Consider the following 21,357-nt stretch of genomic DNA (forward strand, 5'->3'; position numbering starts at 1 on the left):
CCGCCGGAGAAGCGGGTGAACTCCATGCAGCTTTCCTCCTTGTCACTTTCGGTTCCGACGTTGCCCGCGCAGGGCTTCGTCCAGGCGGCGTCGCTGAGGTCGATCCCGTACAGGTCTTCCATGGCTCCTCCTCAGAAGCCTTCCCCGCACGCCGGGTGCGTGCGCTGGGGCTTTGCGTATACGAGCACGCTAGAAGCGCGAAAGGAACACGGTCCAATGTGTTGCGGGTTGTTGAGCTAAAGCTCGTCGAGGGCCTTGGTGATCAGTGCTCGGGCGTCCGGTCCGTACGCGGCAGAGCTTTTCAGAATCTCGAACATCCGGGCGTATTGCCGGATCTCCTGGGGGCGCGTCACCTCGATTGACGCTGTCGGGGTCTCCAGGCAGACGAGGGAGTCATCAAAGATCCAGAAGCCTGCCGAGCCGACGGCGGTTCGTTCGCTCATCATCGGGATGACGCCGAGCGAGACGCTGGGCAGGCGCATCACGGTCAGCATCCGGTCGAGCTGCCCGGCCTGGACCTCCGCCGTGCCGAACCACGTCCGGAGGGCCTGTTCTTCGAGCAGGACGGCGAAGCGTCTCCCACCACGAGAGATGACTTTCTGGCGCTCCATTCGCGCGTGCAGCGCCTGTTCCAGATCGTTCGGCGCGCCGAGAAAGTCGATCCAGAAAGACAACATCGCGCTTGCGTACTCGGCGGTCTGGAACAGGCCGGGGATCACGTTGTGCTCGTAGATCCTGAAGTGTCTTGTCCGCTCATAGAGCGGGACGGCCGAGGTCATGAGCCGCTTCATGCCCGCCCGCGTCTGCCGCTGGAACTCGACGTAGGCCGACTCGACCGCGTGGGCGGTCGCGATGATGTCCGGTGCCTGGTCGTCCGCGCCGCACGCCGCGCACCAGGCTCGGATGTCCCTGTCCGTCGGCGACTGGGCACCGGTCTCCAGTCTGCTCACCTTCGAGTAGTGGAAGCCGACCAGACGCGCCAGCTCCCGCCCGGAGAACTCCGCTTCCTTGCGCAGCTCACGAAGGCGCGCGCCGAGGGCGACGCGCGCCTGTCTCGCCGAGCTAGACGGGACGGTAGTCACGGTGTGGGACGGCCAGGCCCCAGACGGCCTCGAAGGCGGTGCGGCACAGCCTGACGACTCGGGGGTCCTCCGTCGCCGTCATGCCGGTCGACAGGCCGTTTCCCGCGTAGTGCAGGAAGAGCGCCGTGTGGTTGTCGAAGAGGTAGAAGTCGTTGCCGGGGACGCCGATGTCCGACACGCGACGTCGGGGAACCCATCGGATGTCCTCGCCCGCCTCCACCATCGGATGGGCGATGCTGTGCGACCACCGCTGATAGTCGCTCAGCGGCTCTGAGACGATCCGAGCGCGCCGCACGGAACGCCCCGCGGCGGCGTGCTCCCTGAGTGTCTGGCACCAGCCGTGGAGCCACGACAGATCGTCCGGCTCGCCTGCCGCCCACTTCGCCAGGTGCGGTAGCTCCACGGCCGTCCCGTAGGCGTCCCTGGTCTCAAGATGGACGGCCTCGTGCGCGAAGTCGGTGAGCAGCCGTTCGAACTCCTCAGACCCGAGCCGCCGCACGTGTCTCCTCCTCGAAGAACGCCCGGAAGAACTGGATCATCCGGTCCGGGATCTCCACCACCGACTCGCCCTCGGGGATGCTGAGCGTGGCGAGGACGTCGGCGTCCTTGACCTCCCACCCCTGCACGAGCCACGACCCGCGATCGGTCCGGTAGATGGTCGGCGATCCGGTGGGGTTCGACTCGGGGTCCTTGCCGATCAAGGTAAGGCTCATGACGTGCTCCCGTCTCAGCGTCGCGGTCTGTCGCGTCCCTCAGACTCTTGCCGGGCTGGTTGACCGTCAAGGGATGTTGCGACTTGTTGCGGGGTGTCGAGGGACGCTCGGGCGCCTGTTCGCCGACGCCGGGGCTGTTCGTCGGGGCGGCGCTGAGCCGGGCGCCACAATCCTGGAAGACACCGAAACGGCCCGGGTGACTGCGAAGAGTGTCCGGGCCGTATGGGCTGTGAGCCGGGGGCTTTGTGCTCGGTGAGCTGCGGTGCTGTCAGGGGGTGCGGAGGGCCTGGTTGAGGTGGCGGAAGGCGGTGCGGGAGAAGGCCAGGGCGGGGGCTGTGGGGTTCTTGGAGTCGCGGATGGCGATGGCGGAGGCCGTGGGGGCTACCTCTACGCACTGGCCGCCCTGTGCGGAGCTGTGGGTGCTCTTGCGCCATGCGGCTAGGTCGGCGACCTCTACGCAGTTCCCGCCCTGTGCGGAGCTGTGGGTGCTCTTGCGCCATGCCGCTAGGTCGGCGACCTCTACGCAGTCCCCGCCCTGGGGGGAGCTGTGGCTGCTCTTGCGCCAGTGGAGGGAGGTGGGGATGGTGCTCACGGGTAGGACTCCAATGCTGTTGCGATCATCCGAAGCGCCTCGCTGCGGCTCGTGGCCTCGGCCATGATGATGTTGAAGCGTAGCGAGGCGCTCGCCACGTCGTCGGGCTCATAGATGATCTGGCTGCTGTCGGGTCCCTCGTAGTAAGCGACGTCCGGGCGGTCGGCGAAGCTCAGGACGGAGAACGACCCGTCGAACGCCGCCCATGTGGGGCGGGATTCGGGCAGGAAGCAGATCTGGATAGTCGGCGTCTCCAGGATGAGCTTACGCAGGTAGAGGAGCTGCTCACGCATCACCTCCGGGCCGCCGATCGGGCGGCGGAGCGCGGACTCGTCGATGATCACCGTGAGCCGTAGGGGATCGTCACCCCAGAGCGTCTCCTGGCGTCCCATGCGTGCGGCGACGCGCTGGTCGAGCGGTGTGCCGTCGGGCTTTGATGCCAGGCTTTCGCGTGCGTACGCCTCGGTCTGGAGCAGGCCGGGGATGAGCTGGGCCTCGAAGACGCGTCTGGCGGTGGCTTTGGCTTCTAGGGCGGTGAAGGTGGAGAAGCCTCGGGGGGTCGCGGTTTGGCGGCCTGCGTCTTCGATTTCTGCGGCGAGGGTTTGGAAGGTTGCTTCTAGGATTTTGAAGTAGGTGTCGAGGTCGATGCCGGTGGCGACTGAGGGTTTGGTGCCGCGTTCCAGTTTTTCGATCCACTGGTAGGAGCAGCCGAGGGCGTCGGCGAGTTGGCGGCGGGAGAGGCCAGCCGTCTCGCGGTAGCGGCGGAGGAGGGTGGAGAAGACCCGGATGAGGGGGTCTCGGGTGAGGTCGTCCTTGTCTCTGGCGTTGTCGGCCAAGGGGTGCCCCCGGGGGGTTGGTAGGCGTCATGTAGGTGCTGGTGGGCGCCTCGCGGACGTGGGTAGGCGGCCGCGTGTGGCGTTCTCGTAGCCCAGCGTAGTTTTTGACGGCCATGCTGGCAGCGGTAACGGAGAAACTTTCCCGGGACACGATTTTCGGGAGACGGCCGGGCGTGCCGCGTCCGGGGCGAGTGAGAGAGAGGCGAGATGACGAGCGTGAAGGACTGGCGGCCGGCGGACGGGCACCCGGCGTGGTGCACGCACCCCCACCGGGACGACGAGCCGCACTACGGGCCGTGCGCCGACGCGGAGGCCGTCAACGTCGAAGGCGAGGGCCTGCTGATCTGCTACAACCGGGAGCTGGACGGGACCGAGGAGATGTCGATCATCCCGATCACGAACAAGCCGATCCCCCTGGTCGGGAGGCCCTCGCCGGACGAGCTGCGGTTCACCCTCGAGCAGGCCATCGGCCTCCGCGACGCGATCACCCAGGTCCTCGCCGAGGTCACCGGGGAGGGCAAGCCGCCCACCGAGACCCCGTCGGCGTAACCCCCGGCCGCCCGCCTTCGCGTCAGAAACCGGCGCGGAGGCGGGCGCCCTTCTCCTTGGCCTGGCGGTAGAGGTCCTGCTGGAACTCCAGCATCTTCTTCTGCAGCTCCGGATCCCCGATCGAGAGCATCCGGACGGCGAGGAGCCCCGCGTTGCGGGCGGCGCCCACGGCGACCGTGGCGACCGGCACACCGGCCGGCATCTGGACGATCGACAGGAGCGAATCCATGCCGTCCAGGTACTTCAACGGCACCGGCACGCCGATGACGGGCAGGGGCGTGACGCTGGCGAGCATGCCCGGCAGGTGCGCCGCGCCGCCCGCCCCCGCGATGATCACCTTCAGGCCGCGCGCCGCCGCCTCGGTGCCGTACTCGACCATGTCGAGCGGCATCCGGTGCGCCGAGACGACGTCCGCCTCGAACGGCACGTCGAACTCCGCGAGGGCGGTGGCGGCGGCCTCCATGACGGGCCAGTCGGAGTCGCTGCCCATGACGATGCCCACCAGGGGCCTGACGTCGGCCACGCGCTACTTCCTCTCTTCCGGGTAGACGAGTCCGGGGTCGCGCAGGTACAGCGCCGCATGCTCGGCCCTTGCCCGCAGTCGTCCGAGATCATCCCCCAGGACGTTGACGTGCCCGATCTTGCGGCCCGGCTTGACGTCCTTGCCATAGAAGTGGATCTTGGCGCCGGGGTCGTGCGCCATGACGTGCTCGTACCGCTCGAACAGGTCCGGGTCCGCGCCGCCCAGGAGGTTGCCCATGACCGTCCAGGGGGCGGCGGTGTCGGTGTCGCCGAGCGGGAGGTCCAGGACGGCGCGCAGGTGCTGCTCGAACTGGCTAGTGCGGGCGCCGTCCGTCGTCCAGTGGCCGGAGTTGTGCGGGCGCATCGCCAGCTCGTTGACGACGACACCGCGCGCGGTCTCGAACAGTTCGACGGCGAGCAGGCCCGTCACGTCCAGTTCCTCGGCGATCGTGAGGGCGAGTTTCTGGGCGAACGCGGCCGTCTCCTCGTCCAGGCCGGCGGCGGGGGCGACGACCTCAACACAGATCCCGTCCTGCTGGACGGTCTCGACCACCGGATAGGCGGCGCCCTGCCCGTGCGGGGAGCGCGCGACGAGCGCGGCGAGCTCCCTGCGGAACACGACCTTCTCCTCGACCATCAGCGCGGTGCCGCTCGCCAGCACGTCGACGGCCTCTGCGGCCGACCCCACGATCCACACGCCCTTGCCGTCATAGCCGCCGCGTGTGGCCTTCAGCACGACCGGCCATCCGTGCTTTTCGCCGAAGGCCGTGACATCTTCTTGTCCGTGCACGGGCGCGTACGCGGGACAGGGGGCGCCGAGCGCGGACAGGCGCTCGCGCATCACCAGCTTGTCCTGCGCGTGCAGCAGCGCCGCCGACCCGGGGCGGCAGACGACGCCCGCGGCCTCCAACGCCCTGATGCGCTCGCCGGGCACGTGCTCGTGGTCCCAGGTGACCACGTCGCAGCCCTCGGCGAACGCCATGAGATCCTCCAGGGACGTGTGCGAGCCGATCCGCACGTCCGCGCACACCTGCGCGGCGGACTCCTCGGGAGAGCCCGCGAGCACCCGCAGCCGCACGCCGAGCGCGATCGCGGCCTGCTGCGTCATCCGGGCGAGCTGACCGCCGCCCACCATCCCGACAACCGGCATCTGACCTGGACTTCTCACACCGATCAGCTTAGTGGGGCGGAGACATGACGTTTGACGGCGGACCGACGATCATCGGGCACCGCGGGCTGGGCGGCGGCGCCGGGGAGAACACCCTCGCGTCGCTGCTCGGGGCGGTCGAGGCGGGGCTGTCCTGGGTGGAGATCGACGTGCAGCGGACGGCCGACGACAGGCTGATCCTCGCGCACGACCCCGTGGACGAGGCGGGCGCCTTCCACGTGGACACGGCGGCCGCCTCCGGGGCCCTCACCCTGGAGGAGGTGTTCTCCGCCCTCCCGCCTCACGTCGGCGTGGACGTCGACGTCAAGACGATCCTGGAGGACGCCCTCGACCCCCGTACGGCCCCCCTCCTCAAGGACGTCCTGAAGGCCGAGGCCCAGCGGCGCCCCCTGATCGTGACGAGCTTCGACCCGTCCGTCCTCCTGGCCCTGGACGGCACCGGCATCCCCCGTGGCCTCCTCACCTGGCTGTGGTTCCCCATCGGCCACGCCATCGCCGCCGCCTCCGGCCTCGGCCTAGAAGCCGTCGCCCTACACACCGCCTCCTGCGACCCCACCCCCAAAGCCCGCCCCTTCCCCGACTGCGTAGAAACCGCCCACAAGTCCGGCCTCCAAGTCATCGTCTGGACCCCCAAACCCGAATCCCTCACCCCCTACCTAGCCGCCGACGCCCTGGTCGTAGACGACGTCCCCGGCACCCTCAAAGCCCTAGCCCGCTAGCCCCAGCCCCCTTCGCGCCGCGCGGGTCCGGCGGTGGTGTTCAGGTGCGGAGGGCGGCGGCGGACTCGACGAGGCCGGCGCGTTCCAGGGCGTCGAGGATGGCGGCGACGGTCTTCGGCGGGCGGGTCCGCGCGGCGGAGATCTGCCGGACGCAGTCGCGGACCAGCGCGGTGTCGAGGTCGATGAGGTCGAGAACGAAGTCGTCGGGGCTCTTGGCCTCCACGCCGTGGGCGCTGAGCGCCTCGGGTGGGAAGTCCCGCAGGTTGGAGGTGACGATGACCTCCGCGCCGACGTTGATCGCGGCGGCGAGGACGTGGCGGTCGTCGGGGTCCGGGAGCTTGAGGCCCTCGATCAGTTCGTCGTGGCCGCTCGCCAGCGCACCCGGGACCGCGGCGTTCATGCGGTCGCGCAGGAGCGCGAGCTTGTCCGGGACGATGTCCGGGCGGTTGGCCGCCAGGTTCCGGGTGACCTCGTCGAGGATCTGCGTCGTCCAGTGGGCACGGACCAGACCTGATCGTGCGATGCGGATCAGCAGGTCGCGGACTTCGTTGCCGTAGAGCACGTTGGCGTCGTAGACGGCGACGTAGGGCATCAGTAGAGGTCCAGGTCTTCGGTGAGGGAGATGAGGGCGTCGGCGGCCTGGCGGGATTCGGTGTCGGTGCGCTGTTTGTAGGCCATGAGGTCTTCGAAGCGGACGCGGCGGTGGCGGCCGACGAGGCGGTGGGGGATCTTGCCCGCGTCGAGCAGGCCGATCAGGTACGGCCGGGAGACGTTGAGGACTTCCGCGGCCTGCCGGGTGGTCAGCTCCGCGTGGTTGGGGATGGCTGTGACCCCGCGTCCTTCGGCGAGCTGGGTGAGGATGTAGGCGAGCATCGTGACCGCGTCGCGGGGCAGGACGAGCGCCTCGTCTCCGGCCAGTTCGCCGGTGACGCGGATGTCCCCGGTGCCCGGGTGGGTGGCCAGGTAGTCCTTGATCCGCCGTACCGCCCGAGCCGCCTCCTGCGCGTTGACCTTGCCGGGCTCCAGGGACTTCGGGGTCTGTACCGTCATGATGACGCTCCTCTCCATACGCATTATGTGCAGCAAACGCAGTAAACGCAACGCCGGGGGAAGGGGAAAGGGAGGTGCCCCAGGGTGAGGGGGCGCCTCCCTTTTGGGGTGGTGGGGGGTTATTTGAGGAGTTGGCGGCTCATGACGACGCGTTGGATCTGGTTGGTGCCCTCGTAGATCTGGGTGATCTTGGCGTCGCGCATCATGCGTTCGACGGGGAAGTCGCTGGTGTAGCCGTAGCCGCCGAGGAGTTGGACGGCGTCCGTGGTGACGTCCATGGCGACGTCGGAGGCCAGGCACTTGCAGGCGGAGGAGACGAAGGTGAGGTCCGGGATGGTCTCGCCGTGCATGGCGCGTTCGGACTTGATCGCGGCGTGGTACGTCAGTTGGCGGGCCGCTTCGAGGCGCATCGCCATGTCGGCGATCATGAACTGGAGGCCCTGGAAGTCCGCGATGGGGCGCCCGAACTGCTTGCGCTCCTTGACGTAGCCGATGGCGTAGTCGAGAGCGCCCTGGGCGAGGCCGAGGGCCTGCGCGGCGATGGTGATGCGGGTGTGGTCGAGGGTGGCGAGCGCGGTCTTGAAGCCGCTGCCCTCCGCGCCGATGATGCGGTCGGCGGGGATGCGGACGTCCTCCAGGATGACCTGGCGGGTCGGCGAGCCCTTGATGCCGAGCTTCTTCTCCTTCGGCCCGAACGAGACACCCGCGTCGGACTTCTCCACAACGAAGGCGGAGATGCCCCGCGCGCCCTTCGACGGGTCCGTCACGGCCATGACGGTGTAGTACTCCGAAACGCCAGCGTTGGTGATCCACATCTTGGCGCCGTTCAGCACCCAGTGATCTCCGTCACGGACCGCGCGGGTCTTCATGCCCGCGGCGTCCGACCCCGCCTCGGCCTCCGACAACGCGTACGAGAACATGGCTTCGCCGCGCGCCACGGGGGCCAGGTACCGTTTCTTGAGCTCCTCGGAGCCGGCCAGCAGCACCGGTACGGTACCGAGCTTGTTGACGGCTGGAATGAGGGAGGAAGAGCCGCATGCGCGGGCGACCTCTTCGATCACGATCACCGTCGCGAGCGCGTCCGCCCCGTTGCCGCCGTAGGACTCGGGGACGTGGACGGCATGCAGGTCGTTCTCCACGAGGGCGTCAAGTGCCTCCTGGGGGAACCGCGCCTGCTCGTCGACCTCCGCCGCGAACGGGGCGATCTTGGCGTCGGCGAGTTCGCGCACGGTCTGCCGGAGCAGCTCGTGTTCCTCGGCAGGTGCGTAGGCGGGAAAGTCAGCGCTCATACATCGCATGCTACCCGTCGGTAAATTCTGAAGGAGAAGCTTGGTGGCTCTGAAGCTCACGGTCATCGGCGCCGGGTATCTCGGCGCGACGCACGCCGCGTGCATGGCCGAACTGGGGTACGACGTGCTGGCGCTCGACGTGCTGCCCGACCGGGTCGAGAGGCTCGCCGCGGGCGACCTCCCGTTCTTCGAGCCGGGCCTCCCCGAGGTGCTGCGCCGCACCCTGGACTCGGGACGGCTGCGGTTCACCACCTCGTACGAGGAGATCGCCGAGTTCGGCGACGTGCACTTCGTCTGTGTGGGCACGCCGCAGAAGGCGGGGGAGTTCGCGGCCGACGTGTCCTACCTGGACGCCGCGATCTCGTCGCTGGCCCCGCTGTTGACGCGGCCGAGCCTCGTGGTCGGGAAGTCCACGGTGCCGGTCGGGACGGCGGAGCGGCTCGCGGGGATGCTGCGCGCGCTCGCCCCGTCGCCGGAGGTGGAGCTGGCGTGGAACCCCGAGTTCCTGCGGGAGGGTTTCGCCGTCCAGGACACGCTGCACCCGGACCGGATCGTTGTCGGCGTCCGGTCGGAGCGGGCCGAGCGGCTGCTGCGCGAGGTGTACCAGTACCAGATCGCGGAGGGCACGCCGCTGTTGGCGACGGACTTCGCGACGTCCGAGCTGGTGAAGGTGTCGGCGAACGCGTTCCTCGCCACGAAGATCTCGTTCATCAACGCGATGGCCGAGGTGTGCGAGGCGACCGGCGCCGACGTCACGATGCTGTCGCAGGCGCTGGCGCTGGACGACCGGATCGGCGGCAAGTTCCTGGGCCCCGGCCTCGGTTTCGGCGGCGGCTGTCTGCCGAAGGACATCCGGGCGTTCATGGCCCGCGCGGGCGAGTTGGGCGTCGACCAGGCGCTGTCGTTCCTGCGCGAGGTGGACGCGATCAACATCCGCCGCCGGGTGCGGATGGTCGATCTCGCGCGCGTCCTGCTGGACGGATCGTTCCACGGGCGACGGGTGTGCGTGCTGGGCGCCGCGTTCAAGCCGAACTCCGACGACGTCCGTGACTCGCCGGCCCTGGACGTCGCGGTCGCGATCCGGTCGCAGGGCGCCGACGTCACCGTGTACGACCCGCAGGCCCTCGACAACGCCCGCAAGGTCCAACCCACCCTCAACTTCGGCGTCTCCGCCCTCGACGCCGCCACCGGCAGCGACGTCGTCCTCCTCCTCACCGAGTGGCGCGAGTTCCGCGACCTCGACCCCGACGTCCTGGGCGCCCGCGTAGCCGCCCGCCGCATCGTAGACGGCCGCAACGCCCTGGACCCCGAACGCTGGCGCGCCTCCGGCTGGACCTACAAGGCCCTGGGCCGCCCCTAACCGCAAACCGGGCCGGGCTGTGTTCGATGGGCCCGGAGGTCGGCCGCTTCGCGACCCCGACTTCGTCGGGAGCGGCCGCCCCCCAGGCTGGGCGCTTGGTAGCGCCCGGCCTCGGGGCGGTCAGTCGCGGGTGATGCCGAGGCCGGGGGGGCTGGTGAGGAAGCCGAGGCCCCAGGAGATGTGCATGGTGGTGTAGACGAAGGGGAGGAGGAGTTTTGCCTTGGGGGGGAGGCCCTGGGCGGTGAGGACGGCGCCGCCGACGGGGATGGTGAGGAAGTAGCCGAGGGGGAGGATCCAGCCGGGGAGGAAGCCGAAGATTCCGGCGACGGTTCCGGCGAGGATGCCCAGGACGGCCAGCGGGGGCGCCAGGTAGCGGAGGTTCAGCGTGCCCTGGTGTTCGCGGCCCACCACACGGCGCCAGCGGCCGGTGTAGAAGAACTGGGTCGCCAGGAGCTTCAGGTTGGGCCGTGGACGGTAGGTGACGCGCATCTCGGGCGTGAACCAGATCTTGCCGCCGGACTGGCGGATGCGGTGGTTCATCTCCCAGTCCTGGGCGCGCACGAAGGTCTCGTCGTACCCGCCGACGCGTTCCAGCGCGCTGCGCCGGAACGTGCCCAGGTAGACGGTCTCGACTTCGCCCGCCTCGCCGCCCGTGTGGAACCGCGCGTTCCCGACGCCGAACTTGGAGGTCATCGCGCGCGCGACGGCCTTCTCGAACGCGGTGACCCCCTGGGCGTCCATGAGCCCGCCGACGTTGTCGGCGCCCTGGGCGTCCATGGTCTCCACCGCGACGCGGATGTAGTTGGCGGGGAGCAGCGAGTGCCCGTCCACCCGGACGATGATCGAGTACTGGGACGCCTTGATCGCGATGTTCAGCCCGTTGGGGGTGCGTCCCGTCGGGTTGCGGGTGATCACGATCCGCGGGTCGGTCGTGGCCAGGGCCGCGGCGATCCGGTCGGTGCGGTCGCGCGAGGGGCCGAGCGCGAGCACCAGTTCCAGCTCACCGGGGTAGTCCTGGGCCATGATGTGACGCACGGCGTCCGCGAGGTGGCGTTCCTCGTTGAGGACCGGCATGACGACGGACACGGCCGGCCATGTGGTGCGCGGCTCGCCGTCAGCGTGGAGAGGCAGATTCATGACGGCGCCACGGTAACGTATCCAGCCAGGTCCGCAGGCCACATGTGGGCGGTACGTCCGCCCTCACGGCAGGCCGCACGACCACGGCGCGGGGTAAGGGGGCTGGGAATGGCCGTCGACGACGACCCGATCGAGCAGTACTTCCGCCCGCGGCCCGCCGGGGCCGAGGGGCCGGGCGGCCCGGTCGGCCCGGTGGCCGACGACACGGGCGGTTGGGACGCGGTCGCGGTGGACGGCGAGGGCGCGCCGAAGGTCACGGTCACCCCGCCGCGCGCGGCGGCCCGCCGGGCCAGGGGAGTCGTGTCGGCCCGCGCCGCGGTGCGCCGCCGCCGGCTCGTGGTGATCACCGCCGCCGCCTCGACGCTGGTGCTGGCGGGATCGGGCGCGGGCTGGGCGTTCCAGGAGTACTTCAAGGGCAAGATCAAGACCCTCGACCTCGCCGTGGACGGCGCGGGCCCGCAGGGCGCGATGAACATCCTCCTGGCCGGGGTGGACAGGCGCGAGGGCATGAGCCAGAAGGACATCAAGCGTCTCCACCTGGGCAAGGAGGCGGGCGCCAGGTCGGACACGATGATGTTGATGCACGTGTCGCGCGACCACGACAAGGTGACGATCGTCAGTCTTCCGCGCGACACTCTCGTCACCATCCCGCCACACAAGAACGCCGAGGGGCAGCGGGTCGGCGAGGCGCAGGGCAAGCTGACGTGGGCGTACGCGTACGGCGGCCCGCAGCTCATGAAGGACACCGTCGAGAGCGCCACCGGCATGCGGATCGACCACTACGTCGAGGTGGACTTCGCCGGGTTCCTCAAGGTCGTGGACGCCGTCGGCGGGGTGCAGGTCTGCACCGAGAAGCCGATCGACGACCGGGCGACGGGCCTGAAGCTCGCGGCGGGCACCCACCACGTGGACGGCGCGACGGCCCTGGCGTTCGCCCGGGTCAGGCACGGGCTCGGTGAGGACATCGGGCGGATGCAGCGCCAGCAGGAGTTCCTTTCCTCGCTGCTCATGACCGCCCTGGAGAAGCTGAAGGATCCGCGTAAGGGTCCGGGGGTGCTGAGCGCGCTGCTTTCGTCCGTCACGGTCGACAAGGAACTGAAAAAGAACCTCAACGCGTACGCGGACCAGTTCAAGGACGTCTCGCTGGGCAACGTCCAGTTCGTGAAGGTTCCGCTGGCCAATCCGGCGGGGACGGCCCAGTTGGGCGGGATCACGCAGTCGGTCGTCCTCTGGGACAAGGAGGCCGCCGCCCGGATGTTCGACCGGATCGACGACGACGAGCCGGTGGTCGAGCCCGCCCCGACGCCGACGTCCACGGAGAGGCCGCTGACGGTCAAGCCGTCCGACATCAGCGTGATCGTCCGGAACGGGGACGGCACTCCGGGGCTCGCCCGCAAGGCGACGGACGGCCTGCTCAAGGCGGGCTTCCGGGCGTCCTGGGTGATCGGTGTGGTCCAGCGCGAGAACACCAAGGTGACGGTGATCCGCTACGGCCCCTCCCGCGCCGACTCGGCCCGCACCCTCGCGGCCTCGATTCCGGGGGCGAAGCTCCAGAAGGCGTCGTCGCTGGGCACCGGCATCGAGATCATCGTCGGTTCGGGCTGGACGAGGCCGAAGCCCGTCACGGTCGCGGGCGAGACGAGCGGCACCCCGAAGGTCGAGACCCGCACCGCCTCCGAGAACCTCTGCAAGCCCTAGCGAAAGCCCTCGGCACACCGTGCCGAGGGCTTTCTGTCACGCGGCGGTGGTGACGGCCTCCGCCGGAACCCGCTCAGGTGACGGCCCGCCCTGCTCCTTCCGGAGCCCGTACGCGATGACGACCGCGCCGACCAGGGCCGCCGCCACCGGCACGGCGAGCGCCGCGCGGAGCCCGTCGAGGCCGGTCCCGGCGGCGACGCTGACGGCGGTGACCGCCGACAGCCCGAGCGCCATGCCGAACTGGATCGACGTGTAGAGCAGCCCGCTCGCGAGGCCGTGCTCGTCGTCGGCGACGCCCTCGGTGGCCGCCATGGTCAGCGGACCGTAGGCGAGCGAGAAGGCGAGGCCGAGCAGGAACAGCGTCGGGAGCATCGCCGTGTACGTCCAGTCCAGCCCGACCGGCAGGAACAGCGCGTATCCGGCGAACGCCGCGACGAACCCGCCGAGCAGCACCCGTGTGTTGCCGAAGCGGTTGACCAGCCGTGGTGTCAGCGTCGGCGCGAGCACGGTGTCGATCCCGACGACGAGCATGGCCAGCCCGGTCTGCATCGTGCTCCAGCCGCGCAGTTCCTGGAGGTACAGCGTGACCAGGAACTGGAAGCCGCCGAACGAGGCGACGAACAGCAGCGCCGCCGTGTTCACCCGGACCAGCGGCGCCCGCAGCACCCCGAGCCGCACCAGCGGCGACGCCGACCGCCGCTCGACAGCGACGAACAGGGCGAGCAGCGCGAACCCCACAACGAACACCCCGGCCGTCAGCCAGGGCCCCTCACCCGGGTGCTCCAGCCGGACCACCCCGTACACCAGCAGCAGCATCGACCCCGTGATCGCGAACGCCCCGCCCAGGTCGAACCCGCCCGCCGCACGCGGCCCGCCGGAGTCGCGGAGCAGGACGAGCGCCGCCACGAGGATCAGCGCGGAGAGGATCACCGGCGCGAAGAACACCCACCGCCAGCCGAAGGACGCCAGCACGCCCCCGGCGACGAGGCCGAGCGAGAACCCGCCCGCCGCCGTCCCCGCGTAGACGCCGAGCGCCCTGGTGCGCAGCGGCCCCTCGGGGAAGTTCGAGGTGACCAGAGCGAGCCCGGCTGAGTCCCTGGGTTACTGCGGGGATACCGGCCTGGACTACGACGTTTTTCAGTGGGACCGGCGCTCCGACTGCGAGGTCAGGCAGATCCTCGACAGGATCGCCGACAAGTGGTCGCTCCAGGTCATCGCGCTCCTCGACCGGCGGAGCCTGCGGTTCACCGAGTTGCGCCGCGCGATCGACGGCGTCAGCCAGCGCATGCTGGCCCGCACCCTGCGGCACCTGGAGCGCGACGGCCTGGTCAGCCGCACCGTGTACCCGACCGTCCCGCCACGGGTGGACTACGCGCTGACGCCGCTGGGCGTCACCCTGCACAGCACGATCCACACGCTCGTCACGTGGGCCGAGACGCACCAGAACGCGATCGCCGTGGCCCGCACCGCCTACGACGTGCGCGTCGCGGCCGAGCAGGAGGCGGCCGACCAAGAGGCGGCCGAGCGTGACGCGCTCGCCCGTGCGGTGCTCCCGGCCCGGCGCTAGCCGTTCGCCGGGCGCCGGGCGGCCAGGTGTTCGGCGATGACGAGGTCGAGTGGGGTCGTCACCTTGATCAGCCTGTCGTCGCCCTCCACGACGGTGACGGGCACGTCCGGCAGGTAGCGGTGGACGACGCCGCAGTCGTCCGTGGCGGTGAAGGCCGGGTCCGCCAGGGCCTTCGTGTAGGCGCGGCGCAGGGTGCCGAGGCGGAAGCCCTGCGGGGTCTGGAACCGGACGAGCCGGGACCGCTGCGGCATGTCCGCCACCGTGCCGTTCTCGACCGCGACCACCGTGTCGGTGACGGGCAGCGCCACCGCGACGGACTCGTGTGTCTCCAGCGCGGCGAGGCAGCGGTCGATCACGGGCTGGTCGATGAAGGCGCGGGCCGCGTCGTGGAAGAGCACACGGGCGTCGTCGGAAGCGGCGGCCAGCGCTTCCATGGCCCGGAGGGTGGACGCCGTCCTGGTGTCCCCGCCCTCGATCACCCTGATCCCGTGCGGGGCGCACAGCTCCCGGGCGGCCTCCAGATACCCGCTCGCCATGACGACGATCACCTCGTCCAGGCCCGGCGCGGCGGCGAACGTCTCGATCGGATAGGCGAGCAGCGGGCGTCCCCCGACCTCGATGAGCTGCTTGGGGATGCCGGCGCCCACACGCTGGCCGATGCCGCCCGCCAGGATGACGCCTGCTGTTTTCACCTGGTACTCCTCAGTTCCTGTCCCGTTCACCCACTAGGCTTGGGGCTTTCCGGACTACCTGCCGTGTGTGTTGGAGGCTGCGGGTGACGTTCGTGGTGCTGGCCACCGAGCCGGGCGACCCGACAGCCGAGCTGGAGTACTCAGCCGGGACGACCCTGCTCGATCGGCTGCTGGGTCAACTGGCGGCACTCAAGGTAGCGGACGTGCGGATCGTCGCACGGCCCAGGGCCGCCGAGGTGCTGCGCAAGAACGGCACCGACCACGGCTACGAGGTGATCGAGTCGGCCGACGTGGCGGGCGACCTGCTGGAGATCGGCCGCCTCGCGCGGGCCAAGGGCGAGATCGCCCTCGCGCACGGCGATCTTGTCGTCAGCGACGAACTCCTCGCCCGGCTCCTCCGCGACAGGGGCACCACCGCCGTGACGGCCAAACAGCCCGTCACCGGCACCCGGCCCGCCGTCCGGATCTCCGGCCGCCGCGTCGTCTCCGCCGGGTCCCGGCACCACCAGGTCACCGACCCGGACGCCGTCTTCCGTGGGCTGATCAAGGTGGTCGAGGCCGACGCGCTCGCCGACGTGTGCGAGCGGCTCACGATGCTCGTGGACATGCTTCCCGAGGTCGAGCCCGTCCGGCGGCTCGGCCGGGCACGCGAACAGGACCTCGCCGTCTTTGTGGACACCACGGCGCGCGACGAGCTCGACCGGGCCGTCGCCCAGCACGACGTCCTCGCGACCACCGCCCCGGCCGGGTCGGACGCCGCCGCGCTCGTCCTCGTCGGGCTGGTCCGCTCCGGCGTCCGCGTCGCCGCCCGCAACGTGGACGTGCTCGTGTGCGAGCGGGCCCTGACCCAGCAGCAGGCCGACGCCGCCCGCGCCGCCGTCGAGGCCGTCGACGAGGACAAGGTCAGGCTGGACGCCGCGGTCAAGGCCGACGACGGCTGGTTCACCACTTACTTCGTCTCCAGCTACTCCAAGTACCTGGCCCGCTGGGCAGCCCGGCGCGGGCTCACCCCCAACGCCGTCACCTGCATCTCCATGGGCACCGCCGCGATCGCCGCCCTCTGGTTCGCCGAAGGCACCCGGCTCGGGCTCGTCGTAGGCGCGATCCTGCTCTACGTCGCGTTCGTCTTCGACTGCGTGGACGGCCAGGTAGCCCGCTACACCCGCCAGTACTCCACGCTCGGCGCCTGGCTCGACGCCACTTTTGACCGTGCCAAGGAGTACCTCGCCTACGCGGGCCTCGCCATCGGCTACGGCGTCACCCACTCCGGCGACGTCTGGGGCCTGGCCTGCGCGGTGATCATCCTCCAGACCTGCCGCCACATGGTCGACTTCAGCTTCGCCGTGCACAAGGGCTCGCTGCCGCCCGCGCCGATCCGCGAACTCCCCCTCGACGTCCCGGACGACGCCCTCCTCGACCCGCCGCCCGCCCGGCACGCCGCCCCGCGCAAGGGCCTCGGCATGCTGGCCGTCCGGGCGTCCGCCGCGCTGGAGAGGATCCCGGGCGCCCGCTGGGGCAAAAAGATCGTCATCCTGCCGATCGGCGAGCGGTTCGCCCTCATCGCGCTCACCGCCGCGTTCTTCGACGCGCGTGTCACGTTCCTCGCCCTTCTCGTCTGGGGCGGCCTGGCCGCCGCCTACACCCTGTCCGGCCGAATCCTGAGGTCCCTGGCATGACCGCCGCCACCGATCCCGCAGCCGAGGAGCGCGCGGCCCGGCGCGCCGCCGAGCTGAGCGCCTACCGCGACGACGGGCCCATCGCGCGGGCCCTCGGGCTGCTGGCGCGCGGCCAGCTCCCGCCGCTCGCGCCCGTGCTCGTCGCCGGGGTGCTGACGGTCGTCGCGCTGATCCTCGGCGCGGGCATCCACGAGCTGCCCGCGCTGCTCGCGCCCGTCGCGCTGCTGCTGCTGGCCGGGCCGTCCGCGACGCACCCGCACGGCGGCCGCCTCGACTGGCTCGTTCCGCCCGTCATCCGGGCGATCGAGTATGGTTACCTGGCCGTTCTCGGGTTCGCCCTGAACGTCCCGGAACCGCTGGTCTACACGCTGCTCGCGGTGCTGGTCTACCACCACTACGACACCGTGTACCGGACCAGGCAGGGCCTGTGGCCGCCCGACTGGGTGTTCCAGGCGGGACTGGGCTGGGACGGCCGGATGCTGGTCGCCGCGCTCGCCGCGGTGCTCGGTGTCACCACACCCGTCTACGCCGCGCTCGCCCTGTACCTGGGTGTGCTGTTCGGATGGGAGTCCATCCGCACCTGGCTGGAGACCGAACGCGGTTCCGGCACGGAAATCGATTTGGAAGAGGAGGCCGGCGCATGATCGGCATGATTCTGGCGGCCGGCGCGGGACGAAGGCTCCGCCCGTACACCGACACCCTGCCGAAGGCGCTGGTGCCCGTCGACGGCGACACCACGATCATGGACATCGCGCTGAGGAACCTCAGCGAGGTCGGCCTGACCGAGATCGTCATCGTGGTGGGGTACTGCGCCGGGGCCGTCGAGGAGCGCAGGGCGGCGCTGGAGGCGGAGTACGGCGTCACGATCACGCTCGTGCACAACGACAAGGCCGAGGAGTGGAACAACGCCTACTCGATGTGGCTCGCCCGCGAGCACTTCGGCAAGGGCGTCCTCATGGTCAACGGCGACACCGTCCACCCGGTGTCCGTTGAGAAGACGCTCTTGGCGAACCGGGGCCCGGACATCCTCCTCGCCGTCGACGACGTCAAGAAGCTCGCCGACGAGGAGATGAAGGTCATCCTGTCTCCCGAAGGCACACTCCAGCGGATCACCAAGCTCATGGACCCCGCCGACGCCGCCGGCGAGTACATCGGCGCGACCCTCCTGGAGCCCGCCGCGGCCGAGGCCCTCGCCGACGCGCTCAAGGCCACCTTCGAGCGCGACCCCGACCTCTACTACGAGGACGGCTACCAGGAGTACGTCAACCGCGGCGGCACCATCGCCGTCGCCCCCATCGGCGCCGTCGAATGGGTCGAAGTGGACAACCACGACGACCTGAACAAGGCGCGGGAGATCGCGTGCCGCTACTGACGCGGATGCTGACCGCGCCGCTGTCGATCGACGTGCGGCGCGGCGCGATCGCGTCACTCGGCGAACTGCTCGCCGACCGGCGGATCGCCACCGAGGGCCGCGTCGCGATCGCCGTCGGCCCCGGCCAGGGCGACGCGATCGCCGCCGACGTGCGGCCGTCCCTCGCCGACTGCGAGGTGTTCCGGGTGCCCGGCGGCACCGTGGACGCCGCCGTCCAGCTCGGCGGGCAGCTACGCGGCGGCACCTACGAGGCGATCGTGGCGATCGGCGGGGGCAAGACCATCGACGCCACCAAGTACGCGGCGACCCTCGCGGGCATCCCCATGGTCTCCGTCGCGACGAACCTGTCACACGACGGGATCTGCTCGCCCGTCGCGTCACTGGAGCACGACAAGGGCAAGGGCTCGTTCGGCGTCGTCATGCCGATCGCGATGATCGTCGACCTCGACTACGTGCGGGCCGCGCCGGAACAGCTCGTCCGGTCCGGGGTCGGCGACGTGGTGAGCAACCTGTCGGCCGTCGCCGACTGGGAACTCGCGCACGCCGAGACGGGCGAGCCGATCGACAGGCTCGCGCTCACCGTCGCGCGGACGGCAGCCGAGGCGCTGATCTACCAGCCCGCCTCGATCGAGTCGGACGCGTTCCTCACGGTGCTCGCCGAAGGGCTCGTGCTGTCCGGGATGGCCATGTCGTTCGCGGGCTCCTCACAGCCCGCGTCCGGCGGCGACCACGAGATCCTGCACGCCATCGACAGGCTGTTCCCCGGCACCGGCAACCACGGCGAACTCGCCGGGATCGGCGCCCTGTTCTGCCACTTCCTGCGCCGTGAGTACCTCGGTGAGGACCCCTCCCGGGTCCGGATCGTCGCCGACTGCCTCGCCCGGCACCGGCTCCCGCTCGTCTGCGAGGACGTCGGGCTGCCCGCCGAGCAGTTCGCGCAGGCCGTCGCCTTCGCCCCCTCGACGCGCCCCGGACGGTACACCGTGCTCGAGTACCTGAACCTCGGCGAGGCCGAGATCCTCGCCGCCGTGCAGAAGTACCTTCAGGAGTTCGGTAGCTGATGCCAGCCAAGAGCTACAGCCTCAAGGAGATCCGCGAGAAGGGCCAGCCCCCCGGCCTGAAGGAGCGCCGCAACGAGGAGCACTGGGCGGGCCGCCTCTACGGCCGCGCCCTCTCCCCGTACCTGACGTGGCTGCTGCTCAAGCTCGGGCTGTCGCCGAACCAGATGACGTACCTGATGATCCTGTGCGGGATCGGCGCGGGCGTCGTCTTCGCCTCCGGCACCGGGATCGTCAGCGCGCTGATCGGCGTCGTGCTGATCCAGCTCTACCTGCTGCTGGACTGCTCGGACGGCGAGGCCGCGCGCGTCACCGGACGCACCTCCGTCACCGGGATCTACCTGGACCGGCTCGGGCACTACTTCTCCGAGGTCGCGGTGCTCGTCGGGCTCGGGTTCCGGGCCCAGGCGCAGGTCGGCGGGTTCTGGGCGCAGGGCGGATGGGTGACGCTCGGCGTCGTCGCCGCCCTGGGCGCGGCGCTGATCAAGGCCGAGACGGACAACGTCGTCGTGGCGCGGGCCAAGTCGGGCCTGCCCGCCGACCCGCCCGGCGGGGACCGCGCGCTGCGGCCCACCTCGACGTGGCTGGCGCTGGCCCGCCAGGCGGCGTCGCTGCTGAAGTTCCACCGGATCATCGGGGCGATCGAACTGTCCCTGCTGATCCTCATCGCCGCCGTGCTCGATCGGATCCTCGACCTGCCCGAACTCCCGCGCGGTTTTGTGTCCTACACGTCGGGCGGCTGGTGGGGTCAGGCGCAAGCGCCGACGCCGGAGCAGCTCGACGCCTACCAAAGCCTGCTCACGGTCACCTTCGACGGCACGTTCTGGTCGGTGACGCGTGGGCTGACCGTCGCGGTGGCGGCCGTCGCCGTCCTGCAGACCCTGCTGCACTTCGTGAGCATCGTCGCCTCGCGGCGGCTGAAGTAAGGCCCGGCCCGGCGCGAGCCGGGGCGGGTGCGGAAAGAGAAGGGGGACGCCGTGACGCTCTCGTTCGTCGTGCTGACGATGGGGAACCGTCCGGTCGAGCTGGACCGGTCGCTGCGCAGCGCCCTCGACCAGAAGGGCGTGGACGCCGAGATCGTGCTCGTCGGCAACGGGGTCCCCGGCGACTGGGAGCCGCCCGTCGCCGACCCCCGGGTCCGGGTGTTCCGGCTGCCGGAGAACCTCGGCGTCCCGGCCGGGCGCAACTTCGGCGTCGCGGAGGCCAAGGGCGACATCGTGGTGTTCCTCGACGACGACGGGTACTACCCGTCCCTCGACCTCGGGCGGCGGCTGGAGACGATGTTCGCCGCCGACCCGAAGCTCGGCATCGTCTCCTTCCAGGTGCGCGACCCCGAGGGCGGGCCCGCCCAGCGACGGCACGTGCCCCGGCTGCGCGCGGGCGACCCCGACCGGTCCTCCGAGGTGACGACGTTCCTCGGCGGCGCGTCCGCGATGCGCAGGAGCGCCTTCGACGCGGGCGGCGGCCTCCCGGAGAACTTCTTCTTCGCGCACGAGGAGACCGACCTCGCCTGGCAGGCCATCAACGCCGGCTACAAGATCGTCTACGACGCCGAGTCCGTCATGTGCCACCCGGCGACACTGCCGACCCGGCACGCCAGCTTCTACCGGTACAACGCGCGTAACCGCGTCTGGCTGGCCAAACGGAACCTGCCCTGGCCCATCGCGATCACCTACCTGGCCGTCTGGGCGACCATGACCGTGCTCCGCGAACGCAGCCCGGAGGCGCTCAAGCCCTGGTTCAGGGGGTTCGCCGAAGGCTGGCAGACCAACGCGGGACCGCGCCGCCCCATCAGCTGGCGCACCGCCTGGCGGATGACCCGCGCCGGCCGCCCCCCGATCATCTGAGGGTCGCGGAACTCCTGCGGATTTCCAGGTTTCGTTTGACGGACCCCTGGGGAGCACGTAGAGTTCTCTCTTGTGCCCGACCGGGGTGCGTGACGTCAGAGGCGGTCCTTGACCGCGGCGGCCGGCCGGCGGGTAACTCGCCAGAAAATTGAGGCCCTGCTACTGCATTGCCTTTTTTGAATGGCGTGGCGGAAACAAGCTGAATTTGACAGCCAGCGCGGATCTGCTAAATTGGAGACATCGCAGCGAGGGAAACGCCGAAAGGCGCGGAACACACTGTGGCCCGTTTCTTGAGAACTCAACAGCGTGCTAAAAGTCAGTGCCAATTAAGGCCAGGACTGCGGTTCTGGTCATCCTCGTCTGAGGATTTCTTTGAGGCAAACGACAAGGTCTCGCCAGACCTTGTTCATTGCCAGTTTCAACACCAAAG

At 70.2% G+C, this 21,357-nt stretch carries 24 protein-coding genes; 11 read left to right on the top strand and 13 right to left on the bottom strand.

Annotated features, from left to right (window positions below):
* Positions 1-236 precede the first annotated feature (236 nt).
* The 5 genes from LO762_RS33790 to LO762_RS31830 all read right to left on the bottom strand — a co-directional run bounded on the left by LO762_RS33790 (position 237) and on the right by LO762_RS31830 (position 3,223).
* The gene (locus tag LO762_RS33790; RefSeq protein WP_230619990.1) at positions 237-1,082 is read right to left on the bottom strand and encodes a helix-turn-helix transcriptional regulator; all 846 of its coding nucleotides are present in this window, start codon (positions 1,080-1,082) and stop codon (positions 237-239) included.
* Entirely contained in the window at positions 1,063-1,581 is a 519-nt protein-coding gene (locus LO762_RS31815) for a DUF6879 family protein (protein ID WP_230619991.1), read from the bottom strand. Before LO762_RS31815 ends, LO762_RS33790 begins: the two co-directional genes overlap by 20 nt.
* Positions 1,562-1,795, bottom strand: a complete 234-nt coding sequence (locus tag LO762_RS31820; RefSeq protein ID WP_230619992.1) for a hypothetical protein — start codon at positions 1,793-1,795, stop codon at positions 1,562-1,564. Before LO762_RS31820 ends, LO762_RS31815 begins: the two co-directional genes overlap by 20 nt.
* Before the next feature lie 268 nt (positions 1,796-2,063).
* Positions 2,064-2,387, bottom strand: a complete 324-nt coding sequence (locus LO762_RS31825) for a DUF397 domain-containing protein (RefSeq protein ID WP_230619994.1) — start codon at positions 2,385-2,387, stop codon at positions 2,064-2,066.
* The gene (locus tag LO762_RS31830) at positions 2,384-3,223 is read right to left on the bottom strand and encodes a helix-turn-helix transcriptional regulator (RefSeq protein ID WP_230619996.1); all 840 of its coding nucleotides are present in this window, start codon (positions 3,221-3,223) and stop codon (positions 2,384-2,386) included. Before LO762_RS31830 ends, LO762_RS31825 begins: the two co-directional genes overlap by 4 nt.
* Positions 3,224-3,430: 207 nt before the next feature.
* On the opposite strand from LO762_RS31830, the gene LO762_RS31835 reads away from it, so the two are divergent.
* Positions 3,431-3,772, top strand: coding sequence for a hypothetical protein (locus LO762_RS31835; RefSeq protein WP_230619998.1), 342 nt, complete (start codon positions 3,431-3,433; stop codon positions 3,770-3,772).
* Between the two features lie 22 nt (positions 3,773-3,794).
* Here LO762_RS31835 and purE read toward each other — a convergent pair whose 3' ends face one another.
* Together purE and LO762_RS31845 are read right to left on the bottom strand one after the other, a co-directional pair.
* Positions 3,795-4,262 (bottom strand): 5-(carboxyamino)imidazole ribonucleotide mutase, encoded by a 468-nt coding sequence (gene purE / locus LO762_RS31840; protein WP_255688168.1) that lies wholly within the window; start codon positions 4,260-4,262, stop codon positions 3,795-3,797.
* 36 nt (positions 4,263-4,298) lie between these two features.
* Complete coding sequence (locus LO762_RS31845; protein WP_255688163.1) at positions 4,299-5,444, bottom strand: 5-(carboxyamino)imidazole ribonucleotide synthase; 1,146 nt, start codon at positions 5,442-5,444, stop codon at positions 4,299-4,301.
* Positions 5,445-5,488: 44 nt separating this feature from the next.
* Here LO762_RS31845 and LO762_RS31850 point away from each other — a divergent pair, with 44 nt between their 5' ends.
* A complete protein-coding gene (locus tag LO762_RS31850) occupies positions 5,489-6,181 on the top strand; it encodes a glycerophosphodiester phosphodiesterase (RefSeq protein ID WP_230620007.1) in 693 nt (230 codons plus the stop codon).
* A 40-nt stretch (positions 6,182-6,221) separates the two neighbouring features.
* Here LO762_RS31850 and LO762_RS31855 read toward each other — a convergent pair whose 3' ends face one another.
* From LO762_RS31855 to LO762_RS31865, 3 genes are all read right to left on the bottom strand, one after another.
* On the bottom strand, positions 6,222-6,773 hold the full coding sequence (locus tag LO762_RS31855) for a PIN domain-containing protein (protein WP_230620008.1): 552 nt from the start codon (positions 6,771-6,773) through the stop codon (positions 6,222-6,224).
* Positions 6,773-7,231 carry an excisionase family DNA-binding protein gene (locus LO762_RS31860; protein WP_230620009.1) on the bottom strand — a complete coding sequence of 153 codons (459 nt, stop codon included), beginning with the start codon at positions 7,229-7,231 and terminating at the stop codon, positions 6,773-6,775. Before LO762_RS31860 ends, LO762_RS31855 begins: the two co-directional genes overlap by 1 nt.
* Positions 7,232-7,350: 119 nt before the next feature.
* Positions 7,351-8,520, bottom strand: a complete 1,170-nt coding sequence (locus LO762_RS31865; protein ID WP_230620011.1) for an acyl-CoA dehydrogenase — start codon at positions 8,518-8,520, stop codon at positions 7,351-7,353.
* A 43-nt stretch (positions 8,521-8,563) separates the two neighbouring features.
* On the opposite strand from LO762_RS31865, the gene LO762_RS31870 reads away from it, so the two are divergent.
* Complete coding sequence (locus LO762_RS31870; RefSeq protein WP_230620013.1) at positions 8,564-9,880, top strand: UDP-glucose/GDP-mannose dehydrogenase family protein; 1,317 nt, start codon at positions 8,564-8,566, stop codon at positions 9,878-9,880.
* A gap of 120 nt (positions 9,881-10,000) precedes the next feature.
* Here the strand turns inward: LO762_RS31870 and LO762_RS31875 are convergent, their stop codons facing one another.
* A complete protein-coding gene (locus LO762_RS31875; protein ID WP_230620014.1) occupies positions 10,001-11,017 on the bottom strand; it encodes a glycosyltransferase family 2 protein in 1,017 nt (338 codons plus the stop codon).
* Positions 11,018-11,125: 108 nt separating this feature from the next.
* On the opposite strand from LO762_RS31875, the gene LO762_RS31880 reads away from it, so the two are divergent.
* Positions 11,126-12,715, top strand: coding sequence for an LCP family protein (locus tag LO762_RS31880; RefSeq protein WP_230620016.1), 1,590 nt, complete (start codon positions 11,126-11,128; stop codon positions 12,713-12,715).
* A gap of 36 nt (positions 12,716-12,751) precedes the next feature.
* Here the strand turns inward: LO762_RS31880 and LO762_RS31885 are convergent, their stop codons facing one another.
* Positions 12,752-13,792 (bottom strand): MFS transporter, encoded by a 1,041-nt coding sequence (locus LO762_RS31885; RefSeq protein ID WP_308104879.1) that lies wholly within the window; start codon positions 13,790-13,792, stop codon positions 12,752-12,754.
* On the opposite strand from LO762_RS31885, the gene LO762_RS31890 reads away from it, so the two are divergent.
* Positions 13,785-14,282, top strand: a complete 498-nt coding sequence (locus tag LO762_RS31890; protein WP_308104877.1) for a helix-turn-helix domain-containing protein — start codon at positions 13,785-13,787, stop codon at positions 14,280-14,282. The genes LO762_RS31885 and LO762_RS31890 overlap by 8 nt on opposite strands.
* On the opposite strand, the gene ispD is transcribed toward LO762_RS31890, so the two are convergent.
* On the bottom strand, positions 14,279-14,974 hold the full coding sequence (gene ispD / locus LO762_RS31895; protein WP_230620018.1) for a 2-C-methyl-D-erythritol 4-phosphate cytidylyltransferase: 696 nt from the start codon (positions 14,972-14,974) through the stop codon (positions 14,279-14,281). The genes LO762_RS31890 and ispD overlap by 4 nt on opposite strands.
* An 83-nt stretch (positions 14,975-15,057) precedes the next feature.
* Here ispD and LO762_RS33015 point away from each other — a divergent pair, with 83 nt between their 5' ends.
* The 6 genes from LO762_RS33015 to LO762_RS31925 are packed head-to-tail and all read left to right on the top strand — an operon-like array spanning position 15,058 to position 20,927.
* Entirely contained in the window at positions 15,058-16,650 is a 1,593-nt protein-coding gene (locus LO762_RS33015; RefSeq protein WP_308104878.1) for a CDP-alcohol phosphatidyltransferase family protein, read from the top strand.
* On the top strand, positions 16,647-17,294 hold the full coding sequence (locus tag LO762_RS33020) for a DUF5941 domain-containing protein (RefSeq protein WP_255688165.1): 648 nt from the start codon (positions 16,647-16,649) through the stop codon (positions 17,292-17,294). The genes LO762_RS33015 and LO762_RS33020 overlap by 4 nt, the downstream gene beginning before the upstream one ends.
* Entirely contained in the window at positions 17,291-18,022 is a 732-nt protein-coding gene (locus LO762_RS31910) for a sugar phosphate nucleotidyltransferase (protein ID WP_230620020.1), read from the top strand. Before LO762_RS33020 ends, LO762_RS31910 begins: the two co-directional genes overlap by 4 nt.
* Positions 18,023-18,027: 5 nt before the next feature.
* Positions 18,028-19,083, top strand: a complete 1,056-nt coding sequence (locus LO762_RS31915) for an iron-containing alcohol dehydrogenase family protein (protein ID WP_230620031.1) — start codon at positions 18,028-18,030, stop codon at positions 19,081-19,083.
* Entirely contained in the window at positions 19,083-20,006 is a 924-nt protein-coding gene (locus tag LO762_RS31920; RefSeq protein WP_230620022.1) for a CDP-alcohol phosphatidyltransferase family protein, read from the top strand. The genes LO762_RS31915 and LO762_RS31920 overlap by 1 nt, the downstream gene beginning before the upstream one ends.
* A gap of 51 nt (positions 20,007-20,057) precedes the next feature.
* Positions 20,058-20,927, top strand: coding sequence for a glycosyltransferase family 2 protein (locus LO762_RS31925; protein ID WP_230620024.1), 870 nt, complete (start codon positions 20,058-20,060; stop codon positions 20,925-20,927).
* Positions 20,928-21,357: the final 430 nt, after the last annotated feature.

It is taken from the genome of Actinocorallia sp. API 0066 (assembly GCF_020991275.1).
In the GTDB taxonomy this organism is placed as follows: Bacteria; Actinomycetota; Actinomycetes; order Streptosporangiales; family Streptosporangiaceae; genus Actinocorallia.